Below are 26,134 nucleotides of genomic sequence, written 5' to 3'. Positions count from 1 at the left end.
GCGACAATACCAGCGCCCGTTTATACCGGGCGCTGTGTTAATGCTAGCCGAATACCAAAAACGATCAGTACGGTTCCCGTGGCAGCGTTTAAGGTTTGCGCAAAACGTGCGTTGGCGAGCCACTTCCCTGCACTACCCACCATCAACACCACGCTGACTTGCCAGATGTTGGCGATGATAAAATGCACGCTCGCCAGCCAAAGAGATTTCAGCAAAGCAGGGTCGCCGGGAGCGATGAACTGAGGCAAAAAAGCCATGTAGAACACCACCGTTTTCGGATTCAATACATTGGATAAAAAGCCTTCTTTGACCGGCTGCCAGCGCGAAACGGCAGGCGCGTCTTTTAGTGCCCCATTAATGGGTAGCGAATGTCCCCGTCGCGCTGCCAATAAGCTCGTGATACCCAGCCAAATTAGATAGCCCGCCCCTACCAGCTTAAACATATGAAACGCCCAGGCCGATTGCAGCAGGATAAGCGAGATACCTAATGCAGAAATGGTGGCATGAATAAATAGTCCGCAGCAGATAGCCACGCTGGTGGTAATACCATCTCGAACGCCCCCACGGGCGGTATTCCTAATAACTAGCAAGGTATCGACACCGGGACTAATCGTTAGCAGCGTGATCGCTACCAGAAAGGAAACAAACTGCGCATCTATAAAACCGAACTGCATCATTTATGCTTGCTCGCAACGAAATAGAAAATCTTAGGAATGTCGCTGGACGACAGCCGAGTTTACATCTAGAGTGATTGTAGCGGGTGGACAATTGAGTTGCCCGTTTGATTATTAAGCTCGTTAAGGAAATGGAAAATGGCAACTGGCACAGTTAAGTGGTTCAACGATACTAAAGGCTTCGGCTTCATCTCTCCGGATGACGGCGGAGACGATCTGTTCGCCCACTTCTCCGAAATTCAAGCTGAAGGCTTCAAGACCCTGCAAGATGGTCAAAAAGTCAGCTTCGAAGTGACTCAGGGTAAAAAAGGCCTTCAGGCTTCCAACATTCGTCCTGCTTAATTGCTAACGGATGGACAAAGGCCCGCTAATGCGGGCCTTTTTTATGGTCAATAAATGAGAATACTCCGCCTAGGGATCACCTATCATCACTGGAACCAGTCTCCTGGCTATCTTCACGGGCATTTTCATCACCACGCTCAATTTCGTCAGGCTCTATCGCCGGTCCGCTCTCGGCTTCTCTATTTTCTAACTCCTTAAACTGCTCTTCGAGGCGCTGCTGCGCTTCTTCAAAGCGGCGCTCGGTGTCTTCTATCAATGCATCAACATTGGTCGCCTCACGATCATCTTGCAAAGGTGTCCGCTCCGGGATACTGCTTTCTGTGTCCCAGCTAGGCGAGAAATCCTCATCCTCCATCGGCTCTATGGTGGGCGCCTGTTGCTCTACCTCTTGGAACTGTTCATCCAAGCGTTGCTCTGCCTCTTCAAAACGCCGCTCCGTTTCAGCAATGATTTCATCCACATCGGAGCGTGTCGCTTCACCCGGCATAGCGCTTTCTTCATCGAGCACATCGTCCGGACTGGCTGCCAGCGTATCTTCTCCGGCTTCCACTTCCTCACCGTTAGCCGCCGCATTATCACTAGCTGGTAGATCGTTATCTTCATCCAGCGCGTCCGCTTGCTCAAGCTCTTCAGCAGCCTGGCGTGCTTCAATGTCGTCCTCTACTTCTTCAGGACTGGACATATCAGCCGAATCTTCAGAGGTAGCCGCGGCCTCCTCCTCATTTGCATCCTCACCACGAGCCATTTCTTCGTCCGCTACCGTCGAATTATCATCTGGAGTCACGGTCGGCTCTTCCTGGGAATCACCGCAGGCACTTAGCAGTAATGCCACAACGGCGAGTGCGGGCATCCACACGCGATTTGCCATTTAATTCTTCTCCTTTATAACGTAAAAAATCTGAGCAAAGTCGGTTAAACCCGACTGTTCGAAGAAAGCAACGGGCAATCATCTGGAAGTAGCACACGCAACGCGAGGGGCACCACTTCCGCGCAGAAGTGGTCATAACAGCACGCTTCGCCATCTAGCGTAAGCGGCCAAGGTGAATTATCCACCTCCGTGGTCAACGTCAGTTGTGTCGTGGTGAAGTAGCGTACGAAACGCCCATCAGACGGGAAGCTTTGCAATTCTCTAATGAGACTGGTCAGCTCCATTACCGACCTAAAGTCTTTAACCAGCAGAACATCGAGACAACCATCGTCAAGTTTAGCGCGTGGCCCTAGCACCTGCCCTCCGCCTGACTGGCGACCATTGCCCAGGGCAAGCAGTAATAGCGATACATTTTCCTCTTTATCATCCCAATGCAGCGTGCCGCGATAACTCCGATGACGCCATGCCTTTAGCGCACCCATCAAAGAATAGGCGCCGCCACCCAATAACCGCTTTAGTGTTTTCGGTGTGGTCGATGTCACCTCCGCGCCAAACCCACCCGTCGTCATATTGATATAGTAGCTGGTGTCAGACTCACTTCCCGCGCCTGCCGTCACGCGCACAACATCGATAGGATAAGCGCTCAATGTTTTCACGGCAGCTAAGGCAGGTCCTGGTTCCAGCGGCAAACCAACCGAGGTAGCAAAGTCGTTAGCACTGCCTAGCGGCACAATCCCCAATACTGGACGGCGATCATGGGGCAAACGCATCAACCCATTCATCACTTCGCTGACAGTGCCATCTCCCCCACAGGCAATCACGTGGGTAATGCCCATTGCGCCTGATAACTCAGCAATATCAGCAGCATCACCCCCTTCCCAGGTAGCGCGGACAGTAATTTTCATCCCAGCTTGGCGCTGTTCACTGACGGCTTCACGCAATGCCGGCATACCGGCAGACTTTCCATTGATAATAAGTAAATAGTGTTGCTGAAGGTCTGTCACCGTTGTTATTCCTTTCCTTGGTTAACTGCGTTTGACCATTATGCCAGTGCCTTTTCGACCACCTCGTACACATTTGAAGATAGAGGCTCTTGTTTAATACGCTCGAGCTGTGACCGCATCAATGCTTGACGGGTTTCATCAAAGCGCTGCCAGCGCGTGAGCGGAGTGATAAGTCGTGCGGCAATTTCAGGGTTAAGTCGGTTGAGCTCAATCACCACATCGGCCAGCAGCTGATAGCCCTGACCGTCCAATCGGTGGAAATTCACCCTGTTCTGGGCAAACGCTCCAATAAGGGCACGTACCTTGTTGGGGTTTTTGAGCGAAAACGCGGGATGCTGCATCAGGTATTTTACACGATCAAGCACATCTGCCTGCGGACGTGAGACCTGAATGGTAAACCACTGATCCATCACCAAGGGGTCATGCGCCCACTTTTCACCGAAGGCTTTCAATGCTGGCGAGGCCAAATCATCGCGATCACTATGTACCAACAACGTTAGCGCTTGGCGCACATCGGTCATATTGTGATCGGCGGCAAATTGCGTTTCACATAGGGCTAGGCCTTGCTCATCTTCAATCGACATCAGATAGGAGAGCGCTACGTTTTTCAGGCTACGCTGGGCAATTTGCTCGGGTGTCGGCGCGTATGGCTCCTCGGTCACATTGGCCTCATAGATAACCAGGAACTCATCGCGCAGGGCAACCGCCAACGACTGGCGGACAAACTCACGCGCTGCATGAATGGCATCAACATCCACAATAGGCTGCTGTTCCGCTATATAGGCTTCTGAAGGTAGCGTTAGCATTTCAGCCAACACCGCCTTATCGTTCATCGGGCCACTCAGAAGTACTCTAAAGGCATCAATAACGCGACTGTCCATTACTTTTTCGACGCCATTACGGTGGGCCGCAATCAGGTCATCCAACGCCAAGAGAGCCAAGCGCTGACCGGCATCCCAGCGGTTGAAACCATCACTATCATGCGTCAATAGAAAAGCAAGATCTTCCCGTGAGTAAGGGTAATGCAGCTTCACGGGCGCTGAAAACTCGCGTAGCAAAGACGGCACGGGGGCCTCGGCGACATCGGTAAAGACAAATGTCTGCTCTTCATCACGCAGATGGATAACAGCGTCCTTACCTATTTTTTCACCATTGAGCGTCATCGCAAGGTCTTGGCCCGACTTTGTACCCACCAACCCCATGCGCACCGGAATATGCAACGGAAGCTTATCCGGCTGGCCTGGCGTCGCTGGTGTGCGCTGCCGAAGCGTTAGGTGGTATTTTGCATGCACATAGTCATATTCGCCGTGGGCATCAATCTCTGGCGTACCTGCCTGAGAGTACCAGCGCATAAACTGGCTAAAATCTTCGCCAGAGGCTTCAGCCATGCAACTTACGAAATCTTCGATGGTCACCGCCTGACCATCGAAGCGCTCGAAGTAGAGGTCTGAACCGCGACGGAAACTCTCCTCCCCCACTAAATTACGCAGCATGCGGACGACTTCCGCGCCTTTCTCATAAATCGTCAGGGTGTAGAAGTTGGTAATTTCAATAAAGTGGTCAGGGCGAATAGGGTGCGCCGTGGGGCCAGCATCCTCAGCAAACTGTGCCGTACGGAAAAAAGAGACATCTTGGATGCGTTTAACCGGCGCCGAATTAGTGTCCGCCGAAAAGCATTGATCACGAAAGACCGTAAAACCCTCTTTCAGTGAAAGTTGGAACCAGTCCCTACAGGTCACGCGGTTGCCGGACCAGTTGTGAAAGTATTCGTGGGCAACAATGCCCTCAACGTTCTGAAAAGCGGCATCAGTAGCTGTTTGGGGGTGGGTTAATACCGCTGCAGAGTTAAAAATATTGAGACCTTTATTTTCCATCGCCCCCATATTGAAATCATTGACGGCCACGATCATAAATAGATCTAAATCATACTCACGGCCGTAGGCCTGTTCATCCCACACCATGGCTCGTTTCAATGAAGCCATCGCATGCTCGGTCTTATCCAGGTTGTCTTTTTCCACCCAAATTTGCAGCGTGATATTTCGCCCGCTCATGGTAGTGAAATGGTCTTCCACACTGTGTAAATTGCCCGCCACTAGAGCAAAGAGGTAGCTGGGCTTAGGGTGCGGGTCTTCCCAGGTCGCGAAATGGCGCCCGCCATCCAGCTCACCACGCTCGACAGGGTTACCATTAGCCAGTAAGACCGGTTCGCGTTGCTGATCGCCAATCACGGTCACCTTAAAAGTCGCCATGACGTCGGGGCGGTCAGGGTAAAACGTGATACGCCGAAAGCCCTCAGCTTCGCACTGAGTGCAATACATGCCGTTCGATTGGTACAACCCCTCTAAAGCGGTGTTTTCCTGCGGGGCAATTTCAATCTCGCTCTCCAACATAAAACGCTCAGGCACCTGATCAATACGCAGCCCCTCAGCATCCACTTGGTAAGCGGCTTCCTCCAGCGGCGTTGCGTCAATCGACAGAGCGATCAACTTTAGGTGCTCGCCGTTTAATATCAGCGGCGTATTTGCGTCAGCCTCTGGATGACGCTCCATCAATAGTCGCGCTTTCACACGGGTCGCGGCGGGGTCAAGATCAAACGTCAGCTCGGTATGGGTTACCCGGTAGGCGGGTGGCTGGTAGTCGCTTAGGTAAACCGGCTGCGGATCAGACATAGTGCGTGACTCCTGTATAAAACGAATATTATTTAATAAAAATGTTCAACGTCGCCGCCTAGTCGCGGAAATTATCAAACTGAAGAGGCAAATCCGGTCCCTCTTCCCCGCGCAGTAGCGTCATGACGGCCTGTAAATCATCACGCTTTTTCCCCGTCACACGCACCTTCTCACCCTGGATTTGCGCCTGTACTTTCAGCTTGCTGGCTTTAATGCGCTTGACCACATCTTTAGCCTCTGCTGGATCGAGCCCCTGTTTTAAGGCAACTTCCTGGCGCGCTTTTACACCGGAGAGCACTGGCTCTTGAATATCCATACAGCGGGCGTCGATACCTCGCGCGATTAATCGAGCACGCAGCACATCCAGCATTTGCTTAAGCTGGAAATCAACTTCCGCCTCTAGCTGCACTTTGTCACCTTCAAGCGTGAAGCTGGCATCAACGCCTTTAAAATCAAAACGTGACTGCACTTCTCGGTTTGCTTGATCAACGGCGTTAGCACCTTCGTGCTTATCGAACTCTGACACAATATCAAATGAGGGCATGGTGTAATTCCTGACGATACATGACCATCTATTCTAGAGCAGCCAGCCCCCTAGGGGCCAATTCTCTTCTTTTTTGTTGGATTTCAATGTGAATTATTAAGACAAATATTCACAACAGCTGGGAAATATTTATACAAAACTGTCTTTAAGTAAATCCGTAGTGATGTTCAACCTACTGCGGATAGCTTAGGCTAGCGGTTTATAAAATTGACTATTGTTCAGCCAAACCTTTTTTACCCAGGAGATACCATGAGTGACCGCGACACCCGCCACAAAGCCTCCATGGAGAAACTTAAAGCGCGCGTAGAGGAGAAAGTCGCCAGTGCCAACGAACAGCGCGGCCTAATCATCGTCAACACCGGCAACGGTAAAGGTAAAACCACCGCTGCGTGGGGAACGGTCACCCGCGCCCTGGGCTACGGCTACAAAGTCGGCGTGGTGCAGTTCATCAAAGGGCTATGGGAGTGTGGTGAACGCAATCGATTAGAAGAGGATGCCAATCTGGAAGTGGCGATAATGGCTACTGGCTTTACCTGGGACACACAGAACCGTCAAGCCGATACTGATGCCTGCCAAGAAGTATGGAAAGAGGCCGAGCGTATGCTAGCGGACCCCGAGACCTATTTGGTGGTGCTTGATGAAATCACGTATATGATCAAGTTTGGCTACTTGGACATTGAAACCGTTAAGCAAGCGCTAGAGAATCGCCCATTAGAGCAGACGGTAATTATTACCGGTCGCAATGCTCACCGCGAGTTGGTCGCCATGGCCGACACAGTGACCGAGATGCAGGAAGTTCGCCACGCTTTTAATAACGGCTTACAGGCGCGCCGGGGCATCGACTTTTAAAAACGAACCATCAAAATAAAAGGGGCAACTAAGTTGCCCCTTTTGCTCATCTACTCATCTATGACCAGCTTGCACCGTTATTAGCTATCGAGTATTAACTATCGAACGGATTACGCAGTACGATGGTTTCCATACGATCCGGGCCGGTGGAGATGATATCGATACTGGTACCCACCTGCTCTTCAAGGAAGCTGATGTAAGCACGTGCGTTGGCAGGCAAATCCTCTACTCGCTTGGCGCCCAGAGTCGACTCTTTCCAGCCTGGCAAGTCCTGATAAAGCGGCTCAACTGCTTCGTAGCCTTCAGAATCCACAGGATTATCCAGCACGTCGCCATCCTTGCTGCGATAACCAACACAAACGCGGATATTTTCCAAACCGTCCAGTACGTCAAGCTTGGTCAAGCAAATGCCAGATACCGAGTTGATTTGTACGGCGTGACGCAACGCCACGGCATCAAACCAGCCGCAGCGACGCGCACGCCCAGTCGTGGCACCAAACTCATGGCCCCGTTCAGCAAGGTGGCGGCCATCGACGTCGAATAGCTCAGTGGGGAACGGGCCTGACCCTACACGCGTGGTGTACGCCTTCGTGATACCCAGTACGTAGTCCAAATAGAGCGGACCAACGCCCGAGCCGGTAGCGGTGCCGCCCGCGGTGGTATTTGAGCTAGTCACATACGGGTAGGTACCATGATCGATATCCAGAAGCGAGCCTTGAGCACCTTCAAACAGGATGTTCTCACCTGCCTTACGCAGGTCGTGCACCATGCTGACAGTATCGCAGACCATAGGACGCAGTTCTTCCGCCATCTGCATCGCCGTATCGAGCACTTCCTGGAAATCGACAGCCGGTTCGCCGTGATAATTCACCAATACGAAGTTGTGGTAGTCGAGGACTTCACCCAGCTTAGAGGCGAAGCGCTCGCGGTGCAGCATGTCGCCCAAACGCAGGCCGCGGCGAGCCACTTTGTCTTCATAGGCAGGTCCGATGCCCCGCCCGGTGGTGCCAATTTTAGCGACACCACGGGCTTTCTCACGGGCCTGATCCAAGCGCACGTGATAAGGCAAAATCAGCGGGCAAGCCGGTGACAGGCGTAGGCGTTCACGTACCGGAACACCTTTGGCTTCAAGCTCACGAATTTCTTTGATCAGCGCTTCGGGTGACAGCACCACGCCGTTGCCAATCACGCAGGTTTTGCCTGGGCGCAATACGCCGGATGGAATGAGGTGAAGAACCGTCTTTTCACCGTCGATAACCAGCGTATGACCTGCATTGTGACCACCCTGAAAGCGCACCACAGCGGATGCGGATTCAGTCAGCAAATCAACGATCTTACCTTTGCCCTCGTCACCCCATTGGGTGCCCAGCACTACGACATTCTTACCCATTATGATGCACTCGTCTCGTGTGTCAGGGCCGTTGGCTGCCAACGGCCATCGATAAGCTCAAGACGGCGGTCACAGTCGTGCTCCGCCGGCCCAGTACGCTGCCCAGGCAGCGCTTGAATCACGCGTTCCCCTTGCTCACGCAGTGCAACAATGGCAGCGTTGAGCGACTCATCCTGCTGGGCGGGTGCCCAAATACTGCCGCGACTTTCAGCAGCCAGCGCCAACGACGCCAGCTGTTTCAAATCCATCGAGAACCCGGTTGCAGGGCGCGCACGGCCAAAGGCCCGCCCTGTATCGTCATAACGCCCGCCTTTAGCGAGTGCATGCCCGTAGCCTGGCACATAGGCGGCAAACATCATCCCCGTATGGTACTGATAGCCGCGTAGCTCAGCGAGATCAAAATAAAGCGATACGTCAAAGCGAGCCAGCACACCTTCATAGAGCGCGTCTAACTGATCCAGTGCCGCTGTGACCGAGGCTGGCGCACCAGCGAATCGCTCGCGCGCCTGGCTTAAAATATCAGCACCACCATGCAACTCCCCCAGCGCCAATAACATGTCCGCCAAGGCCGGATCGCTGACGTTAGCTTCGACAAGTTGCGCCAGTTGCGTAGGGGATTTTAGCGCTAACGCCTCAAATAGCGCACCCTCCTGTTCGTCACTGAGTGCTGCTGCTTCTACTAAGCTACGGGAGATACCGATATGCCCAAGCGCCAGGTGGATCTCACCAGCGCCCGAGGCTTTCAAACTGGCCAGCGCCAAATGAATAATTTCACTGTCTGCTTCAAGCCCGGCATGACCAAACAACTCAGCACCTACTTGTACCGGGCTACGGCCACCCTGATGCTGGTCCGCTTTAGCCCGTAGCACGTTGGTGCAATAACACAGACGTACAGGCCCCTGACGCTTTAACGAGTGGGCATCCATACGCGCCACCTGCGGCGTAACATCCGCCGAGGCGCCCATCATGCGGCCCGTTAATTGGTCAGTCAGTTTGAAGGTCTGGAGATCAAGATCCGTACCGGTACCTGTTAACAGGGAATCCAGGAACTCCACCGGCGGCGGCATAACCTGGTCATAGCCCCAACAATGGTAAAGATCGAGAAGCGCACGGCGCAGCTCTTCCATGCGGCTTGCCTGAGGCGGAAGCACCTCATCCATGCCGTCGGGCAGTAGCCAGCGGTCAGCGATGGTCATGTAAACAATCCTGCAAGACAATGAAGGCCCAACAAATTCAAGCAACTACAAGCTTATCAGTAACAACCTAAGGTCATTGACAATGATCGTCTTGAATTTGCGCTTGAAGAATAAGCTTGAAGAAAAAGGACCACAAAAAAACCGGGCGACGCCCGGTTAACAAATTCTATCACGTTTAATGGCCGGGTGAACCCCGCTTGGTGGACGGCAAACCAAGACGAGGCACCCAAGCTCAAAACAACTTAATCACTCTCGCTTTCACTACCTTCCGGCGAAGGATTACGCAAATAGCGGAAGAAATCGCTATTCGGCTCCAACACCATTAGATTGCCATCGTCAGCAAAGCTATCACGATAGGCTTCTAGGCTGCGCCAGAAAGAGAAGAACTCCTGATCCTGACCATACGCTTCAGAAAAGATTGCAGCGGCCTGGGCATCACCTTCACCACGCAGTGTTTCAGAGCGTTCATTGGCCTGAGCAAGCAGTACCTGACGGCGGCGATCCGCATTAGCGCGAATACGCTCAGCCTCTTCCTGACCCTGAGCACGCCATTCACGCGCTTCACGCTCACGTTCGGAACGCATCCGCTCGAAAACGGCCGCCGAGACATCTTCCGGCAAGTCGATTCGCTTAATACGAATATCCCGAATGGCCACCCCTAGCTCTTCACGCATGAGCTCGTCGAGCTCTTCGGTGGGGCCCGTCATTAGATCATCACGTCGTTCAGCGATAATCTCCTGAAGGTTCAAGCGGCCAAATTCATTACGCAGGCTTTCATCAACCCGAGGCTGGATCAACCGAATGGCCATCAGCTCATCGCCCGCCGTCGCCTCGTAGTAGCGCGTAGGATTAACTACCTGCCACTTAACGTAGGAGTCGACAATAACCGCTTTCTGCTCAAGGGTCAGATAACGGCTGGTATCGGTGTCCAGGGTCAGCAAGCGCGTATCAAACTTACGAATCGTCTGCGCGATAGGAACTTTCGCGTGCAAACCAGGCTGAATATTTTCTTCGATGACTTCACCAAAACGCAGTTTAACGGCGCGTTCAGTTTCGTCTACCACATACAGAGTGTTGCTCGCTAGCCACGCAACGGCAGCCAGACCACCAACAATCAGCAGGGATCGATTATTAATCATTTACCGGCCCTCCCTGCGGATGGAGTTACTCGTCGTATTCGTTGAGGAGCTAGTACTGCCCTGGGTGTTGCGCAAACGCTCAAGCACACTTGGGTCTAACTGCTCATCACCGTTATTAGCGCTACCGTTCGCTGATGAACCGCTTTGATTACCGCTTCTGCCACTCATCTGATCCAGCGGCAAGTACATCAACGGGGCATTTTCACTTACATCCAGCAATACCTTCGGCGAATTACCAAACACTTCTTCCATCGTGTCTAGGTACATGCGCTCGCGCATAATCTCCGGGGCGTTGCCGTACTCGCTCAATAGCGAATTAAAACGGTTCGCCTGACCTTGCGCTTCAGCCACTACAGACTCACGGTAACCTTGACCCTGCTCAACGATCCGCTGCGCCTGACCTTGGGCTTCAGGAATGATCGCATTGGCGTAAGCGATACCTTGGTTGATGGTACGCTGACGATCTTCACGAGCACGAATGACGTCATCAAAGGCGTCAATGACCGGCGCAGGTGCTGAGGTAGACTCAATGTTGATAGTTTGTAGACGAATACCGGCACCATAGTTGTCGAGATAGGATTGCAGGCGACTAGCAACCGAGCTGCCCAGAATCTCACGACCCGAGGTAAGGATATCGATCATATCTGTACCGCCGACCACGTGGCGCAGTGCCGAATCCAGTGCGTTTTCAATAGAAACGGCAGGATCGCGAACGTTAAGAACAAAGTTACGCGGATTAGCCACCTGATATTGTGCCGAAATTTCCACTTCCACGATATTTTCATCGCGGGTCAACATTGATTGCGTTTGAGACAATGAACGCACACGCGTCACATTGACCATACGAACGTCATCAATCAGCGGTGGGTTCCACTGCAAACCTGGTTCGACAATACCTTGAAACTCACCAAAGCGTAGAACAACGCCACGCTCAGATTGATCCACTAGGTAGAAGCCCATAGCGGCCCAAATTGCCAATGCAACGATAATCAGCAGGCCCGGCAGCGCAAAGGGGTTGCGATTTTTGTCACCGCCTCCCCCGCTTTTCTTGCCGCCGCCTTTTTTACCGCCACCCAGCATATTGTTGAGCTTGTCCTGGAACTTCTTTAACGCTTCATCCAGGTCGGGAGGGCCTTGGTTGTTACCCCCTTTATTGCCATTGTTGCCACCATTGTTACCTCCACGGTTTCCATCACCATCCTTTCCACCGCGTCGGCCACCACTACTCCAAGGGTCGTGCTGGTTGCCACCACCAGGCTCATTCCAGGCCATACTTCGTCTCCACTAAGGTATTCGCTAACGCCCATGACATCTGTTTTAAACGACACCACCGCGTTTGATATTATTGCTCTATAAAACTTGTACCATTTTTATACGGCTCAGAATACTAGCAGTGCACTATCGTCGTAACGGTTAGCCTACCATTCCTCACTTACCTGCAGCCTTTCTGGCAAATAGGTATTGGCACGTTCGCCTAACTGAGCCATTAACTGATTAAAATCGCGTCGCGGCAAACGCACATCCAAAACCGAATGTCCGTGCTCATCAAAGGCTTCTTCACGAACAGCATTCAACTCATGCAGGCCAGCACGCAGCTTACCTTGCTCAGGAGTGAGTGTCAGCGAAAAGCCGATGACATCATTGGCTAAGCGCTCAGTAAGCGCTTCATGCAGTAGCTCAAGCCCCTGGCCTTGCTGGGCGGATAGCCAAACCACTTCTGGCACACCATGGCCGTCACGCTCTATGCGTGGTGCGCTATCGAGCTTATCAATTTTATTCATGACCTTGAGCATCGGCACATCATCAGCACCGATCTCTTTGAGCACTAGCTCTACCTGCTCCACATTCAACTCGCGGTCAGGGTCTGCTGCGTCAATGACGTGTATCAACAGCGACGCTTCCGATGCTTCTTGAAGCGTGGCTTGAAATGCTTCGACCAGCTTGTGTGGCAAGTGGCGAATAAAACCCACCGTATCAGCCATTACCACGGGGCCAACATCTTCAATTTCAAGCCGCCGCAGCGTGGGGTCGAGTGTCGCAAACAGCTGGTCAGCTGCATATACCTCGGAGTTGGTTAAGGCATTAAACAGCGTCGATTTACCAGCATTGGTATACCCCACCAGCGACACACTATGTATTTCAGCACGCGCACGGGCGCGGCGGTTCTGATCACGCTGGCTACGCACCTTATCAAGCCGCTTATGGATCGACTTAATTCGTCCACGTAAAAGACGGCGGTCAGTTTCAAGCTGCGTCTCACCTGGCCCGCGCAGCCCAATCCCGCCTTTTTGACGTTCAAGGTGAGTCCAGCCACGCACCAGGCGTGTTGACATATATTCAAGTTGAGCAAGCTCTACTTGCAGCTTACCTTCGTGGGTTCGTGCCCGTTGCGCAAAGATGTCAAGAATAAGGCCGGTACGATCGAGTACCCGGCATTTAAGTTCTTGCTCAACATTACGCTCTTGAGAGGGGCTTAAGCTGTGGTTGAAGATCACCAGTTCTGCTTTATGAACCGCGAGCAAAGCCCGCAATTCTTCCACCTTACCTGACCCAATAAAAGTGCGCGAGTCAGGGCGGTGTCGGCTAGCAGTGAGAAGAGTCGCAGGCTCTGCACCAGCAGAGCGTACGAGCTCTAAAAACTCACCCGGGTCTTCACGTTTTTGTTCATCATGAAAATCAACGTGAACAAGAACTGCCGTTTCACCGGCGTCAGGGCGTTCGAAAAACAATCAATACCTCGTGGAATCTCTTGCTTATCCAGCGGTGTTAAATCTCCGCATCCTGCTCTGCCGGGTCTTGCGCAGGTAGGCGTACATTGCGAGATGGCACAACCGTGGAAATAGCGTGCTTATAAACCATCTGACTGACGGTATTGCGCAGTAAGATAACAAACTGGTCGAATGATTCTATTTGGCCCTGCAGCTTAATGCCGTTGACCAAAAAGATTGAGACCGGAATGCGCTCCTTGCGCAGAATGTTCAAGTATGGGTCTTGAAGGGACTGCCCTTTGGACATTTTGCTCTCCCTAAAACTGTCGTTGGGGTTAATTATCAAATGGCGTGCCCTACTAGTGCTACGCCGCAATCTTATTGCCCGAAAGGCCTAGTGTTACCAAAAGAGCCAACCGGCCATTCGAAAACACATGCTTACTAAATCACTATCTTAAGGGACTATCTTACGCTAAGCACCGCTTTCACGCACGATTTTCAACACCTTATCCAGCGCATGAGGGCACTGTGAATCAACCCACTCAAGCTCAGGCCAACTTCTTAACCACGTTAGCTGACGCTTGGCGAGTTGGCGAGTTGCTATTACACCACGCTCAACCAGCGTGGCGTAATCATACTCACCTTCCAAGTACTCCCACGCTTGGCGATAACCAACACTTTTCATCGCCGGCAGGCCTAAATGTAAGTCATTACGCTTTTTGAGGGCGGCGACTTCATTTATCAAGCCCTGGTCGAGCATTACTTGAAATCGCTGCGCAATGCGTTGGTGTAAAAGACGGCGATCACTGGGTGCTAAGGCTATCGACAACACACGAAAGGGAAAGGTTTCAGATTGCTGCTCCGCCCATAGCTCGCTCATCGGTCGGCCGCTGGCATAGTACACCTCCAGCGCCCGCATTAACCGCTGAGGGTCATTGGGATGAATACGCTGGGCGGATACCGCATCCACCTCTGCCAGGCGTTGATGTAGCGACAATAGACCTTCGTTTTGCCACTGTGCTTCAAGCCGTTGGCGAATAGCCGGATCGGCAGAGGGCAGGTTTGCTACCCCCTCAACCAACCGCTTGTAGTAAAGCATGGTACCGCCGACCAGCAGTGGGACTTTGCCCGCCGCGCTGATTTGTCGCATAAGCGAAAGCGCATCTACACGAAAATCAGCCGCTGAGTAGGGCTCTGCTGGATCGCGAATATCGATCAAGTGATGGGGCGCGCGAGCAAGCTCCGCCGCGCTGGGCTTGGCACTGCCAATATCCATACTGCGGTACACCATGGCCGAGTCAACGCTAATCAGCTCGTGCCCCAGGCGCTCGTGTAGCGCTATCGCGGCATCAGTTTTCCCGGCGGCCGTTGGGCCCATCAAAAAAATTGCCCAAGGGCGGGTATCAGCCATGCGCAGGTAAAACTCCATCAAGAATAAAAATTAGATGACTGGTCACGCAGCTGTTGTTCACGTAACGATTGTACAAGCAGCTACTGTCCTCGCAAGAACAACCGGTCCAACGCTTTTAGCCCCATTTGTGTCCAGGTGGGGCGGCCGTGATTACATTGATCGCTGCGCTCGGTGCGCTCCATGTCGCGCAATAGCGCGTTCATCTCGTCGATAGTAAGCCGACGGTTGGCACGCACGCTGCCATGACAGGCCATAGTAGAGAGTAGTTCATGTACCCTAGCCTCGACTTGATGTGTACGCCCATAGCGCGCCAGCTCTTCTAGCATCTGACGCACCAGCGCCTCAGGATCAGCCTGGGCAAGCAAAGCGGGCAGTTGGCGTACCAGCAGCGTCTCTGGCCCAGCTATATCCAACTCAATACCTAGCTTGGCGATCGCCTCTTGCTCGCTCTCTGCTGTTGCCACTTCTGCCCGGCTGGCGGCAATAGAGACAGGCACCAGTAGCGGCTGAGCGTCTAGTCCTTTGGCAGCGGCTAGCTGTGTTTTCATTCGCTCATAGACGATCCGTTCATGAGCGGCGTGCATATCCACCAACACGAGCCCCTGGGCATTTTGGGCCAGAATATAAATACCGTGCAGCTGCCCAAGCGCAAAGCCAAGGGGCGGTGGCGCGGTGGGGTCGGCGTCCGGCATAGTCGTCAGCGGCGCTTCACGCACTTCATAACTTTCTGCCCGTGGCGCGCTAGGCTGTGGCGTCAACAGCGTCTCTTCGTGATCGGGATGAAGCGCTTGATAGCCCTGCATAAAACGGCGTACAAGCTCGCCACCAGGATGGCGAGCAGGCGAATGCGTTAGCGCAATCCCTTGCTGTTGCCAGCGCGGCTGCTCGGCATTCGTTTCTGAATGTTCACCTGCACCCTCCACGGCCTGCGGTGATGCGCCTGTCATATCGGTTAAATCGGCATTGCTCTCCTCTGCACTCTCGGCGGGCTTAGCAGACGCCAGGCAGTGGTGCAGACTCGAATAGAGGAAATCGTGCACCATGCGGCCATCACGAAAGCGCACTTCGTGCTTGGTAGGGTGAACGTTAACGTCCACCACATCTGGATCAAGCTCCAAATAGAGCACAAACACCGGATGCCGGCCGTTAAACAACACATCGCGGTAGGCCTGACGCACCGCATGGGCGACCAGACGATCACGCACGACGCGTCCATTAACAAAGAAATACTGCTGATCGGCCTGAGAACGCGAGTGAGTAGGCAGGCCGACCCAACCGCTCAACCGCAAACCACCCGCTTCGCGCTCTATATAGCGAGCGTGCTCAATAAAATTCTTGCCCAGCAGCGAGGCTATTCGACGCTCCCGTGCCGCTGCAGAGTGACCGGCAGGAAGTTGGTGAATCACTTTTTGGTTATGACGCAATACCCAGGCGATGTCGTAGCGGGATAGCGCCTGACGGCGAAATGCTTCTTCTACATGGGCAAATTCGGTCTTTTCAGTGCGTAAAAACTTGCGCCGTGCAGGGGTGTTAAAAAACAGATCGCGCACACCGACGCTAGTACCACGGGGGTGTGGCGCAGGCGTTACGCGGGCTTCCATCCCCCGCCCTTCTGCCACTACCCGCCAGCCATGGCGTGGGTCTTCTTCAGCGTTAGAAATAAGCTCCAGCCGCGAGACAGAACTGATCGAGGCCAGCGCCTCGCCCCGAAAACCTAACGAACTAACGCCTTCCAAGTCTTCCAGGCTGCCGATTTTACTGGTCGCATGGCGCGCCAAAGCCAGCGGCAAATCCTCTTCGCCAATGCCGATACCATCATCGCGCACCTTAATAAGCCGTGCGCCACCCTGTTCAATATCTACCTCAATACGCTGACTTCCCGCATCGATCGCGTTTTCGATCAGCTCTTTGGTTACCGATGAGGGGCGCTCAACCACCTCGCCCGCTGCAATTTGGTTGGCCAGCCTTGGGTCGAGCACATGAATACGCGATGTGGTAACGGTCATATCAGTCAACACGACACCTCATGAAGAAATCTCAAGAACGGGGAATCTGCAACACTTGGCCAACGCGGATCACGTCACCATTGATATCATTGGCCTGCTTTAACTGATTAACCGGTACGCCATGGCGGACGGCAATTGCCGATAACGTATCGCCTGACTGAATACGATACTCATTCCCTGAGGGGCTACGCTGATTATCACGCTGCCAAGCAAGCAGGCTGGCCGGCGGTGGGAAGCGCTCGAAATGCTCGCGTAAACCGCTGAAGATAGCCTGAGAAAGCCCTGATTGGTGGACTGGGTCACGTAGCCGACGCTCTTCGTCAGGGTTGGAGATAAAGCCAACCTCAATCAATAGCGAAGGAATGTCAGGCGACTTCAACACCATAAACCCAGCCTGCTCGACCCGGGACTTATGCAGCCGGTTAATGCGGCCTAACTGCTCCAACACCTGACCACCAATCGAGAGCGAGTCATTAAGCGTGGCAGTCATGGTCAAATCCAACAACACACCACGCAATACCTGGTCTTTATCACGCAACGAGAGATTGCCATCGACTCCGCCGATAAGGTCGGAGCGGTTTTCACTATCGGCTAACCACTGTGCGGTCTCCGAGGTGGCGCCCCGCTGAGAGAGCGCATACACCGAACTGCCTTGAGGTCGTGGACTGGTAAAGGCATCGGCGTGTATCGAGACAAAAAAGTCGGCTTTTTGCTCACGTGCCAGTGCGGTACGCTGACGCAACCCTATATAATAGTCGCCATCCCGCACCAGCACGGCTTTAAAGCCTTCGGTTCCGTTCACTTCAGCAGCTAGGCGACGGGCAATTTCCAGCACAACATCTTTTTCCCGGGCTCCTGAAGGGCCAATCGCCCCCGGGTCTTCCCCGCCGTGGCCGGCATCGACAGCAATAATGATATCTCTACGCGGGTGCGGTTTGGCTTCCTGCACGGCAGCAGGCACTTCGTTACTAGGCGGCGCTACGCTGCCCGGTAGCTGGGCTTGAGCTGACGCGCGCTGGACCTGAATTTCCTGTTCGCGAATCATCGCCTCAATAGGATCAATAGGATTCTCAACAGCGCTTTCCCCCGGGTACTCAAGATCGACAACCAGACGGTGGCCGTATTGATCATTTGGCCTTAGGGTGAAATGTCGCGGCTCAATTGCTCGATTTAGTTCAAGCACCACCCGCAAGCCACCACCCTCCCGCGCGCCAGTGCGCACCGAGGCAATGGCACTATCATGTAATGGCAGTGTGCTCGGATCGGTATCCATTTGCGTGTCATCTAAATCAATAACCAACCGTGCTGGATTTTCCAGTGAGAACACGTTGGCATTAGTAGCAGCGGACAGATCAAATACCAGCCGCGCATGATCCGGTGCCGCCCACAAACGCATACTTTCTACACTGGACGCTTGAACACTAACCGCCGTCAGGGCAAAAAAACTGGCAACTAACAAGCGATAAACGCATACCGCTGTGCCCTTTATTTCCATTGAATCACACCATTCTCCAACTGATCGGAACCTACCTCACTTACTTCACTGACCTTGCTCTGCAAGCGTGCCAGCATATGTCTGCCCTGATCACTATCTGCCACCAAAGAGACCAAACGACCTTGAGTAGCAACCGTTAAAAACAGACGAAGGTCAGGCGCTGGCAACCACCCTTCCCCACGGCTTGGCCACTCAACAATACTTAGGGCATCGTCGGCTAGCACGTCGCGTCCACCGATAAATTCGAGTTCTTCTGGATCCGCTAGGCGGTACAAATCTAGATGATAGAGTCGCTGACAGCCCAGCTCGTAAGGCTCTATGAGTGTATAAGTGGGGCTTTTTACCGCCCCTTGATGGCCGTAAGCCCGCAGGATACCGCGTGTTAAGGTGGTTTTACCGGCACCTAACTCACCTTCCAGGTAAACCAACCCGCGACCTTGCAGCACGTGCCCTAACACTTCGCCAAACGCGACTTGGGCCTCTTCATTATCTAATTGCACCTGCATGTAAGCCGCCTTCACGGATTAATCAATTTTCGCGCATAGGATGCCAGATCGCTAGCCAGCAGGCCACGCTCTCCTTCTTGTTCTGCCGCACGATCTGCGGCTAATGCATGCACCATGGTTGCCAGCCAAGTGCTGAACTCCACATCACCGCGCTGAGCAACCAAAGCCCCCAGCATACCGCTGAGCACATCCCCCATACCACCGCTAGCCATGCCAGGGTTGCCGTAAGGGCAAACGACCAACCCGCTAGGCCCAGCAATCAAGCTGCCTGCGCCTTTTAGAATCACCACGCCACCGCGTGCACGTTGCAGGGCCTGGGCAGCGGCAGGCCGATCAGCCTGTATATCCTTCACCGAGCAACCCAACAGCCGTGCAGCTTCGCCAGGGTGCGGGGTCAATATCCAGTTTTCACGCCGCGCATCAGGCCACTGACGCGCTAAAAGATTCAAGCCATCAGCATCTACTACCAACGGCGCCTCTGACTGCATCGCACTTTGTAGTACCGCCTGTCCCCAAGCAGCCTGACCAAGGCCTGGCCCTACGACTACAACGTCAGCGTTATTGGGTAACTCAGCTGCCTCGGCACCACCGCGAACAGCATGGGCCATCACTTCAGGACAGCGCACCAGACTAGCGGTGATATGCTCAGGCGCCGTTGCTAAGCTTACTTTTCCCGCCCCAAGCCGTGCGGCTGCCTGGCAGGCCAGAAGCGCTGCACCACCAAATCCGGGCGCGCCGCCCATGACCAGCACATGCCCCATATTACCTTTATGGCTAGTGCGCTGGCGCGGGGCAAAGGCATCGGCCAGAAGTGAATCGTCCAGCCGCCACGCCGTAGGTAGGATGTCGAAATATGCCTGCGCTTTGACGCCCAGCGGGCGAAAATCAATCTCGCCGGTGTAAGCGGGCGCGTCCCCAGTGTGCAGACCAACTTTATCGCCAATAAAAGTCACCGTGCAGGCGGCCTCAACGGCAATACTAAGCACGGCCCCGGTATCCGCCACCAACCCTGAGGGAATATCAATCGCTAATACCGGTCGATGCGCGGCATTAATCATTTCGATAGCTCGCCGAAAGCGTCCTTCTACCTCACCCTTCAAACCAGTACCTAACAACGCATCGATAATGACCTCGCCAGTTAACTCAATCCCAGCGTGCCATTCTTCACAGTTAACTCCCGCCGATGTCGCTAAATCGGCTGCACGTGCCGCGTCTCCGCTTAGCTCGCCCAATGGTTTAAGCGTTACTCGCTGTACTTTGAGACCCGATTGCATAGCCAATGCAGCCAACACATGCCCATCGCCACCGTTATTACCACTCCCGCACATTACGGTTAAACTTCTTACTTGCGGCCAGCGTGAGCGAAAGCTATGCCAGGCACTTGAGGCGGCGCGCTGCATCAATGCAAAACCATCGATTCCACCGGCAATGGTGCGTCGGTCAAGCTCGCGCACCTGGGCGGCTTTGTATAGAGGGCGTAGCATGGAAGTGTTCGGGATCGTCACGATCTCTCCTTTCACATGTTTTGATGCACATGTTTTGATGGCTGACAATGCGTTAGCATAGCGCGCTTAACGCCTTGCTGTTGACCGACTCTTTGGCTAACTATCCATTTGCCTGACTTGTTTGAAAAACCATGCCGGATTCCACTGCCTTTGCACGTTCCAACGATGCATTGACGAATGAAAAGCTTGCTCATCTTGCCGACCTGGTAAAAACCTGGGGGCGAGAGCTGGGCTTTCAGCAGGTAGGTATCACCGATACTGAACTATCGACCCATGAAGCCCATCTCGACGCATGGCTGGAAAACGGCTACCACGGTGAGATGGGCTTTATGGCTAAGCATGGCACCAAGCGCACCCGACCTGCAGAGCTAGAGCCCGGCACGCAACGCATTATCAGCGTGCGCATGGATTACCTGCCCGCCGAGGTGGAAAGCACCAAGGTGCTCGGCCAGCCCAGCCGCGCTTATGTGTCGCGCTACGCCCTGGGACGCGATTATCACAAGCTAATGCGCAAACGGTTAGCTCTGCTGGCAAAAAAAATCGAACAGGCAGTCGGCCGTTTTGGTTATCGCGCTTTTGTTGACTCAGCGCCGGTGATGGAGCGCGCCCTGGCCCAAAAAGCCGGGCTCGGCTGGTTCGGTAAAAACGCCATGCTGCTTAACCCCAAAGCGGGCTCGCTGTTTTTTCTGGGTGAACTGTATACCGACCTTCCCTTGCCTATCGACGCGCCGTTTGAGCAAGAGCACTGTGGCAGTTGCAGTGCTTGCCGCACCGCCTGCCCCACCGGCGCCATCGTTGACGACAAAGTGGTCGACTCGCGCAAATGTATTTCGTATCTCACCATCGAACTGCATGACGCGATTCCGGTTGAGCTCCGTCGCGCCATGGGTAACCGTATTTATGGCTGCGACGATTGCCAACTGGTCTGCCCTTTCACTCGCTTTACCCGCATCACCCAGGAAGATGATTTTGCACCGCGCCATGATCTGGACCGCACCACACTCATAAGCCTGTTTGCCTGGGGCGAGGCAGAGTTTCTCGATAAAACCGCAGGCAGCCCTATCCGGCGCATAGGCTATGAGCGTTGGCTACGCAACATCGCTATTGGCCTCGGGAACGCACCCTGGAGCCAGGCCGTGGAAGCCGCACTATGGGCGCGCAGAGCCTACCCAAGCACATTGGTGCGTGAACACGTCTCCTGGGCGCTTGAAGAACAACAGCTCAAGCGCGGTGATCGCATTGCCACTGATATGACTTAATCGCTTTACTCTTCTTCGTCGCTGCGCTGATCAACGCGCAAAAACGTATTGCGGTAATGAGCCAACTCGGCAATCGACTCTTTAATATCCTCCATCGCCAAGTGCACATTTCGCTTATTAAAGCCCGCCAAAGCGCCTGGGTTCCAGCGTTTGGCTACCTCTTTCAAGGTGGAAACATCGAGATTGCGGTAGTGGAAAAAATTGAGCAGTGCAGGCATCTCGCGCTCTAGAAAGCGCCGATCCTGGTGAATGCTGTTACCACACATCGGCGACGAACCCGCCACCGCGTACTGCTGCAGAAACGCCAGAGTCTGCTGCTCGGCCTCGGCAGTTTCCACTTGGCTTGCTTTCACCCGCGCCACTAAGCCTGATTCGCCGTGCGTTTTCTGGTTCCAATCGTCCATCTGTGCCAGCAGGCTATCGGGTTGTTTCACCGCAATGACAGGCCCTTCCGCCACGACATTCAAATCTGCATCGGTAATGAGCGTGGCCACCTCAATGATGCGCTCTTTATTGGGATCCAGCCCCGTCATTTCCAGATCGATCCAGACTAGCAGATCACTGCGTGGCGTTGCTGACCCCGTTATATTGTTGCTCATTACCATCATCCTTTCGCCTTAGTGGCTATTAATGTCATGTAAGTGTGCCTTAAATGCCACCGCCAAGCAGCCCCTAAAGGCCTGCTTGAATAACCGATGGCATCTTTGATAAGTACAATGATAAGTACAAGGATAAGTACAATGGCATCTTTGATAGGTACAATAGCGCCTATTGTACCGAGCATCAGGTGGCCATGAGCAAACGTAAATTAAGTCGCCAGCAGCAGTGGCGAGTCGAGAAAGTCCAGGCAGAACGTGCCCAGCGCGCTGAAAAGCGCGATGTACAGGATGCTGAGAAACTCGCCGCGGGCGAATACGGTGCCGAACAGCCGGGCCGCGTCGTTGCTCACTTTGGGCGTACTTTAGAGGTACGCAACAGCGAAAATGAACCGGTACGCTGTCACTTACGCGCCAATCTGGACGGCCTAGTCACCGGCGACAGAGTGATATGGCGCGCAGGGCAAGAAGGCTCTGGCGTAGTGGTGGCCCGTGAAGAGCGCGATAGCGTGCTTAAACGCCCCGACGCTCGCGGCCTACTCAAACCGGTAGCGGCCAATATTGACCAGCTACTGATCGTGTTTGCAGTGGAACCCGCTCCCCACGCCAATCTAATTGATCGCTACTTGGTCGCCGCCGAAGCCACCGGCATTGCGCCGGTGTTGGTGCTCAACAAAACCGATCTACTCCCGGAAGATGGCGGCGAGCTGGGTAAACTACTCGAGCGCTACAGTGCCTTGGGCTATCCCGTGATACGCACCACCATTGCGACAACGTCAGGGCTGGATGAGTTGCGCGGCCAACTTGAAGGGCGAACCTCAGTGTTTGTCGGGCAAAGCGGTGTTGGCAAATCATCGCTGATTGATTTGCTGTTACCGGATGAAAACCTGCGCATTGGTGCGCTGTCGGAAGACTCTCGCAAAGGCACCCACACCACCACCACGGCACGTCTCTATACCATGAGCCGTGCTGAGGTTGCCGATGGCGACTTAATTGATTCGCCGGGTATACGTGAATTTGGCCTGGTTCATCTCAATGAGCAGGAAGTGACGGACGGCTTTATTGAGTTTCATGACTATATTGGTCATTGCCGTTTTCGCGACTGCCGTCACCGTAATGAACCAGGCTGTGCTTTACTCGCAGCGGTCGAGGCAGGCAAGATTCATCCAGCGCGCTTTGCCAGCTATCGACGCATTCTTGATAGCTTGGATGGCTAACGTACACAGGAGTTACCCATGAGCACCGAAAGCCAATCGTCCGAATCTAATCTTTTACCGCTAATAATTGAACCAGAACAGCTGCAGGAGCATTTAGATAATCCACAGCTACTCATTATTGATGTACCTGCCAACGGTGACAGTTATCGCCAGGGGCATGTGCCCGGCGCTATTTTTCTCGACTTTCGCTATTTGATGCGCGGCGAAGGGCCAGTACCTAGCGATGTTCCCAGCGTTGAGGCATTGTCGCGGCTGTTTAGTGCTCTGGGTCTAACCCGAGACACCCATGTAGTGGCTTACGATGATGAAGGTGGCGGCTGGGCGGCACGCCTGCTGTGGACCTTAGACCTGATCGGCCATACGCGCTACTCGTACTTAAACGGTGGCATTCACGCGTGGCGGGATGCGGGTTTTGAAGAAAGCAGCGAACCCACCGCCCCTGCCCCAAGCGACTATCACGCTGAGATTCTCAATCCCAAAGCGCTAATTACCTGCGACGAAATCAAAGAGAAACTCGACGATAGGCAGTTTGCGGTATGGGATGCGCGCTCCAAAGATGAGTACGATGGTGTACGCGGAAATAACAAGCATTTGGGCCATATTCCTGGTGCGGTCAATATGGATTGGCTCCACGCCATGGATCGCAACCGAGCGCTGCGCATTCGCGATTATGCCGAACTCATCACCGAATTGAGTGCCTTAGGCCTAACGCCGGATATGGAAATTGCTACACACTGCCAAAGCCATCACCGCAGCAGCTTTACCTGGCTGGTTGGCAAAGCACTTGGCTTTAATATACGTGGCTATGCGGGCTCCTGGGGCGAATGGGGCAACCGCGAAGACACTCCGATTGAGAAATGAAGACATTACTGTGAATTTTTCCCAAAAAGCTTTTTCGCTACTTCAGCATCCTCTGCCGCAACATGCCATTTCACGCCTAACCGGCAAATTTGGCCGGTGCGAAAACCCGTGGGTGAAAAACACCCTGATTAAAGCGTTTATCAAACATTTTAATGTGGATATGAGCCAAGCACTGGAGCCCGATCCTACTGCCTATGCAACGTTCAATCACTTTTTCACTCGCGCTTTAAAAGCCGATGCACGGCCCCTGGGCGAGGGCATATTAAGCCCCGCCGATGGCACGCTCTCTCAATATGGACGCTTACAGGCCGGCCAACTGGTGCAGGCCAAAGGGCACACTTACTCCGCACAAACATTACTTGGCGGCGATACAGCCCTTGCTGAAGAGTTTCTAGGTGGCAGTTTCGCCACCGTTTACCTCTCTCCGCGGGATTATCATCGCGTACATATGCCAGTGACCGGCACGCTCAGGGAAATGATCTATGTGCCGGGCCGGCTCTTCTCGGTAAACCAAGCAACGGCTAACTATGTGCCGGGTTTATTTGCCCGCAATGAGCGCTTGGTGTGTATCTTTGATACCGAATACGGACCAATGGCTATGGTGTTAGTCGGCGCAATGATTGTAGCGGCCATTGAAACCGTCTGGTCAGGACAGGTAACGCCGCTTGCGGGCAACCCGCAGCGCATGCGGTTCGGCCAACCCATCACGCTAGAAAAAGGCGCTGAAATGGGCCGTTTTATGCTGGGGTCAACCGTGGTCACCTGTTTTACCAAACCGGTTAATTTCAACGAGATCCCCCCTGGAAAGATGGTTAGCATGGGAGAGTCGCTAGGCGCTATTTAGCAGTTCGAGTTAGCAGTTCGAGCTAACAATTCGGCGTCGCAAACGCGAGCACGTCTTGCAGGCGTGCTTTCCCCAACGTCAGTTGAATAAGGCGGTCTATTCCCAGCGCAACCCCAGCGCCTTCAGGCATGCCATGCTCAAGTGCCGCCAGCAGGCGCTCATCAATATCGACTTCGGGCAAGCCTAGGCGACGACGTTCTGCATTATCTTCTGCAAACCGAGCTCGCTGTTCAGATGCATCGGTTAATTCTTGGTAGCCATTGGCCAGTTCAAGACCCTTCAGGTATATCTCGAAGCGAGAAGCGACCCACTCACCATCACCATCTTGGTGGCGTTGTGCCAGGGCCGCTTGGCTCGCGGGATAATCGATCACGACGCTTAACTCATACTGGCCAAGCAAAGGTTCAATGACCATGCCCATCAGCAGGTCAAGACAGGTATTACGTCCTTCACCGGCTAAGGCGTGAGCAGGCATTTGTGTCCGCTCGGCAGCTAACGCCCGTAACGTTTCCAATGAAGAGGTAAAAGGATCAATCTCTAGGTGAGTATGAAATAGCTCCCGATAGCGATGCTGCACGACAGGGCCAGGATAACTGGGGAGCAGCGACATAATCAGGGTAGTGCTCTCTTCAATCAGTTTATTCAACGTAAATTGCGGCCGGTACCACTCCAGCATGGTGAACTCGATATTATGGCGCCCCCCTATTTCACCATCGCGAAAACTTCGAGCGAGCTGAAAAATGGGGCCGCTACCGGCAGCCAGCAACCGTTTCATATGATATTCGGGAGATGTTTGCAGCCATAGCCTGCGCTGGCCTTTATCGGTGCGCGCCAGCGTGTGGAGCGACACCAAGTGGATATCCGTACTGCCCCCCTGTCCCAGCACCGGCGTTTCCACTTCCAGCACGTCACGCTGGGCAAAAAATGCCCGTACTTTTGCCATTAATCGCGCCCGTTCGCGCAGCGTTTCAATAGAAGCTGAAGGTTGCCAATCAATGGCCATCACTACTCCTTAGACAAAATAAAAGCCACGCACAATGCGTGGCTATTA

24 protein-coding genes are annotated in these 26,134 nt (G+C 53.6%); 6 read left to right on the top strand and 18 right to left on the bottom strand.

Annotated elements, in window-relative coordinates; translation table 11 throughout:
* Window positions 1–20: 20 nt before the first annotated feature.
* Window positions 21–677 carry a LysE family translocator gene (locus ACW44H_RS06950; protein WP_457508005.1) on the bottom strand — a complete coding sequence of 219 codons (657 nt, stop codon included), beginning with the start codon at window positions 675–677 and terminating at the stop codon, window positions 21–23.
* 135 nt (window positions 678–812) lie between these two features.
* On the opposite strand from ACW44H_RS06950, the gene ACW44H_RS06945 reads away from it, so the two are divergent.
* Window positions 813–1,016, top strand: coding sequence for a cold-shock protein (locus ACW44H_RS06945; RefSeq protein WP_007114660.1), 204 nt, complete (start codon window positions 813–815; stop codon window positions 1,014–1,016).
* A 76-nt stretch (window positions 1,017–1,092) separates the two neighbouring features.
* Here ACW44H_RS06945 and ACW44H_RS06940 read toward each other — a convergent pair whose 3' ends face one another.
* From ACW44H_RS06940 to ACW44H_RS06925, 4 genes are read right to left on the bottom strand one after another with little or no spacing between them, the layout of a single operon-like run.
* Window positions 1,093–1,884: a hypothetical protein gene (locus tag ACW44H_RS06940; RefSeq protein ID WP_113268209.1), complete on the bottom strand. Its 792-nt coding sequence runs from the start codon at window positions 1,882–1,884 to the stop codon at window positions 1,093–1,095.
* A gap of 44 nt (window positions 1,885–1,928) precedes the next feature.
* Window positions 1,929–2,888, bottom strand: coding sequence for a lipid kinase YegS (gene yegS / locus ACW44H_RS06935; RefSeq protein WP_457508002.1), 960 nt, complete (start codon window positions 2,886–2,888; stop codon window positions 1,929–1,931).
* 38 nt (window positions 2,889–2,926) lie between these two features.
* A complete protein-coding gene (pepN, locus tag ACW44H_RS06930) occupies window positions 2,927–5,557 on the bottom strand; it encodes an aminopeptidase N (protein WP_457508001.1) in 2,631 nt (876 codons plus the stop codon).
* 58 nt (window positions 5,558–5,615) lie between these two features.
* Window positions 5,616–6,101 carry a YajQ family cyclic di-GMP-binding protein gene (locus ACW44H_RS06925; protein WP_113268212.1) on the bottom strand — a complete coding sequence of 162 codons (486 nt, stop codon included), beginning with the start codon at window positions 6,099–6,101 and terminating at the stop codon, window positions 5,616–5,618.
* Between the two features lie 249 nt (window positions 6,102–6,350).
* Here ACW44H_RS06925 and cobO point away from each other — a divergent pair, with 249 nt between their 5' ends.
* Window positions 6,351–6,950, top strand: coding sequence for a cob(I)yrinic acid a,c-diamide adenosyltransferase (gene cobO / locus ACW44H_RS06920; protein WP_457507999.1), 600 nt, complete (start codon window positions 6,351–6,353; stop codon window positions 6,948–6,950).
* 94 nt (window positions 6,951–7,044) lie between these two features.
* Here cobO and ACW44H_RS06915 read toward each other — a convergent pair whose 3' ends face one another.
* The 11 genes from ACW44H_RS06915 to ACW44H_RS06865 all read right to left on the bottom strand — a co-directional run bounded on the left by ACW44H_RS06915 (window position 7,045) and on the right by ACW44H_RS06865 (window position 20,285).
* Window positions 7,045–8,340 (bottom strand): adenylosuccinate synthase, encoded by a 1,296-nt coding sequence (locus ACW44H_RS06915; protein ID WP_113268214.1) that lies wholly within the window; start codon window positions 8,338–8,340, stop codon window positions 7,045–7,047.
* A complete protein-coding gene (locus tag ACW44H_RS06910) occupies window positions 8,340–9,536 on the bottom strand; it encodes an ATP phosphoribosyltransferase regulatory subunit (protein WP_457507997.1) in 1,197 nt (398 codons plus the stop codon). Before ACW44H_RS06910 ends, ACW44H_RS06915 begins: the two co-directional genes overlap by 1 nt.
* 242 nt (window positions 9,537–9,778) lie before the next feature.
* A complete protein-coding gene (gene hflC / locus ACW44H_RS06905) occupies window positions 9,779–10,675 on the bottom strand; it encodes a protease modulator HflC (RefSeq protein ID WP_113268216.1) in 897 nt (298 codons plus the stop codon).
* Window positions 10,676–11,947 carry an FtsH protease activity modulator HflK gene (gene hflK / locus ACW44H_RS06900; RefSeq protein ID WP_457507995.1) on the bottom strand — a complete coding sequence of 424 codons (1,272 nt, stop codon included), beginning with the start codon at window positions 11,945–11,947 and terminating at the stop codon, window positions 10,676–10,678. It abuts the gene before it with no gap.
* Between the two features lie 146 nt (window positions 11,948–12,093).
* On the bottom strand, window positions 12,094–13,404 hold the full coding sequence (gene hflX, locus ACW44H_RS06895; RefSeq protein WP_113268218.1) for a ribosome rescue GTPase HflX: 1,311 nt from the start codon (window positions 13,402–13,404) through the stop codon (window positions 12,094–12,096).
* Between the two features lie 37 nt (window positions 13,405–13,441).
* Complete coding sequence (gene hfq, locus ACW44H_RS06890; RefSeq protein WP_007114649.1) at window positions 13,442–13,690, bottom strand: RNA chaperone Hfq; 249 nt, start codon at window positions 13,688–13,690, stop codon at window positions 13,442–13,444.
* 165 nt (window positions 13,691–13,855) lie between these two features.
* Window positions 13,856–14,794, bottom strand: a complete 939-nt coding sequence (miaA, locus tag ACW44H_RS06885; RefSeq protein WP_457507993.1) for a tRNA (adenosine(37)-N6)-dimethylallyltransferase MiaA — start codon at window positions 14,792–14,794, stop codon at window positions 13,856–13,858.
* Window positions 14,795–14,874: 80 nt separating this feature from the next.
* Entirely contained in the window at window positions 14,875–16,800 is a 1,926-nt protein-coding gene (gene mutL, locus ACW44H_RS06880; RefSeq protein WP_457508959.1) for a DNA mismatch repair endonuclease MutL, read from the bottom strand.
* Between the two features lie 31 nt (window positions 16,801–16,831).
* Entirely contained in the window at window positions 16,832–18,295 is a 1,464-nt protein-coding gene (locus ACW44H_RS06875; protein ID WP_113268220.1) for an N-acetylmuramoyl-L-alanine amidase, read from the bottom strand.
* Entirely contained in the window at window positions 18,286–18,801 is a 516-nt protein-coding gene (tsaE, locus tag ACW44H_RS06870) for a tRNA (adenosine(37)-N6)-threonylcarbamoyltransferase complex ATPase subunit type 1 TsaE (protein ID WP_113268221.1), read from the bottom strand. The genes ACW44H_RS06875 and tsaE overlap by 10 nt, the downstream gene beginning before the upstream one ends.
* An 11-nt stretch (window positions 18,802–18,812) precedes the next feature.
* Window positions 18,813–20,285, bottom strand: coding sequence for an NAD(P)H-hydrate dehydratase (locus ACW44H_RS06865; protein WP_457508957.1), 1,473 nt, complete (start codon window positions 20,283–20,285; stop codon window positions 18,813–18,815).
* A 152-nt stretch (window positions 20,286–20,437) separates the two neighbouring features.
* Between ACW44H_RS06865 and queG the strand changes: the two genes are divergently transcribed.
* A complete protein-coding gene (queG, locus tag ACW44H_RS06860; RefSeq protein ID WP_457507991.1) occupies window positions 20,438–21,565 on the top strand; it encodes a tRNA epoxyqueuosine(34) reductase QueG in 1,128 nt (375 codons plus the stop codon).
* 5 nt (window positions 21,566–21,570) lie between these two features.
* Here the strand turns inward: queG and orn are convergent, their stop codons facing one another.
* Window positions 21,571–22,164 (bottom strand): oligoribonuclease, encoded by a 594-nt coding sequence (gene orn / locus ACW44H_RS06855; RefSeq protein WP_457507989.1) that lies wholly within the window; start codon window positions 22,162–22,164, stop codon window positions 21,571–21,573.
* 194 nt (window positions 22,165–22,358) lie between these two features.
* Between orn and rsgA the strand changes: the two genes are divergently transcribed.
* The 3 genes from rsgA to asd are packed head-to-tail and all read left to right on the top strand — an operon-like array spanning window position 22,359 to window position 25,083.
* Window positions 22,359–23,378 carry a small ribosomal subunit biogenesis GTPase RsgA gene (gene rsgA, locus ACW44H_RS06850; protein WP_457507987.1) on the top strand — a complete coding sequence of 340 codons (1,020 nt, stop codon included), beginning with the start codon at window positions 22,359–22,361 and terminating at the stop codon, window positions 23,376–23,378.
* 18 nt (window positions 23,379–23,396) lie between these two features.
* Complete coding sequence (locus ACW44H_RS06845; protein ID WP_457507985.1) at window positions 23,397–24,239, top strand: sulfurtransferase; 843 nt, start codon at window positions 23,397–23,399, stop codon at window positions 24,237–24,239.
* A 10-nt stretch (window positions 24,240–24,249) separates the two neighbouring features.
* Window positions 24,250–25,083 (top strand): archaetidylserine decarboxylase, encoded by an 834-nt coding sequence (gene asd / locus ACW44H_RS06840; protein ID WP_457507983.1) that lies wholly within the window; start codon window positions 24,250–24,252, stop codon window positions 25,081–25,083.
* Window positions 25,084–25,105: 22 nt separating this feature from the next.
* Here asd and epmA read toward each other — a convergent pair whose 3' ends face one another.
* Window positions 25,106–26,086 (bottom strand): EF-P lysine aminoacylase EpmA, encoded by a 981-nt coding sequence (epmA, locus tag ACW44H_RS06835; protein ID WP_457507981.1) that lies wholly within the window; start codon window positions 26,084–26,086, stop codon window positions 25,106–25,108.
* Window positions 26,087–26,134: the final 48 nt, after the last annotated feature.

The sequence above is a fragment of the Vreelandella sulfidaeris Esulfide1 genome (assembly GCF_054072535.1).
The sequence above is the reverse complement of the archived record's forward strand: the minus strand, read 5'-3'. Positions and strand labels throughout refer to the sequence as shown.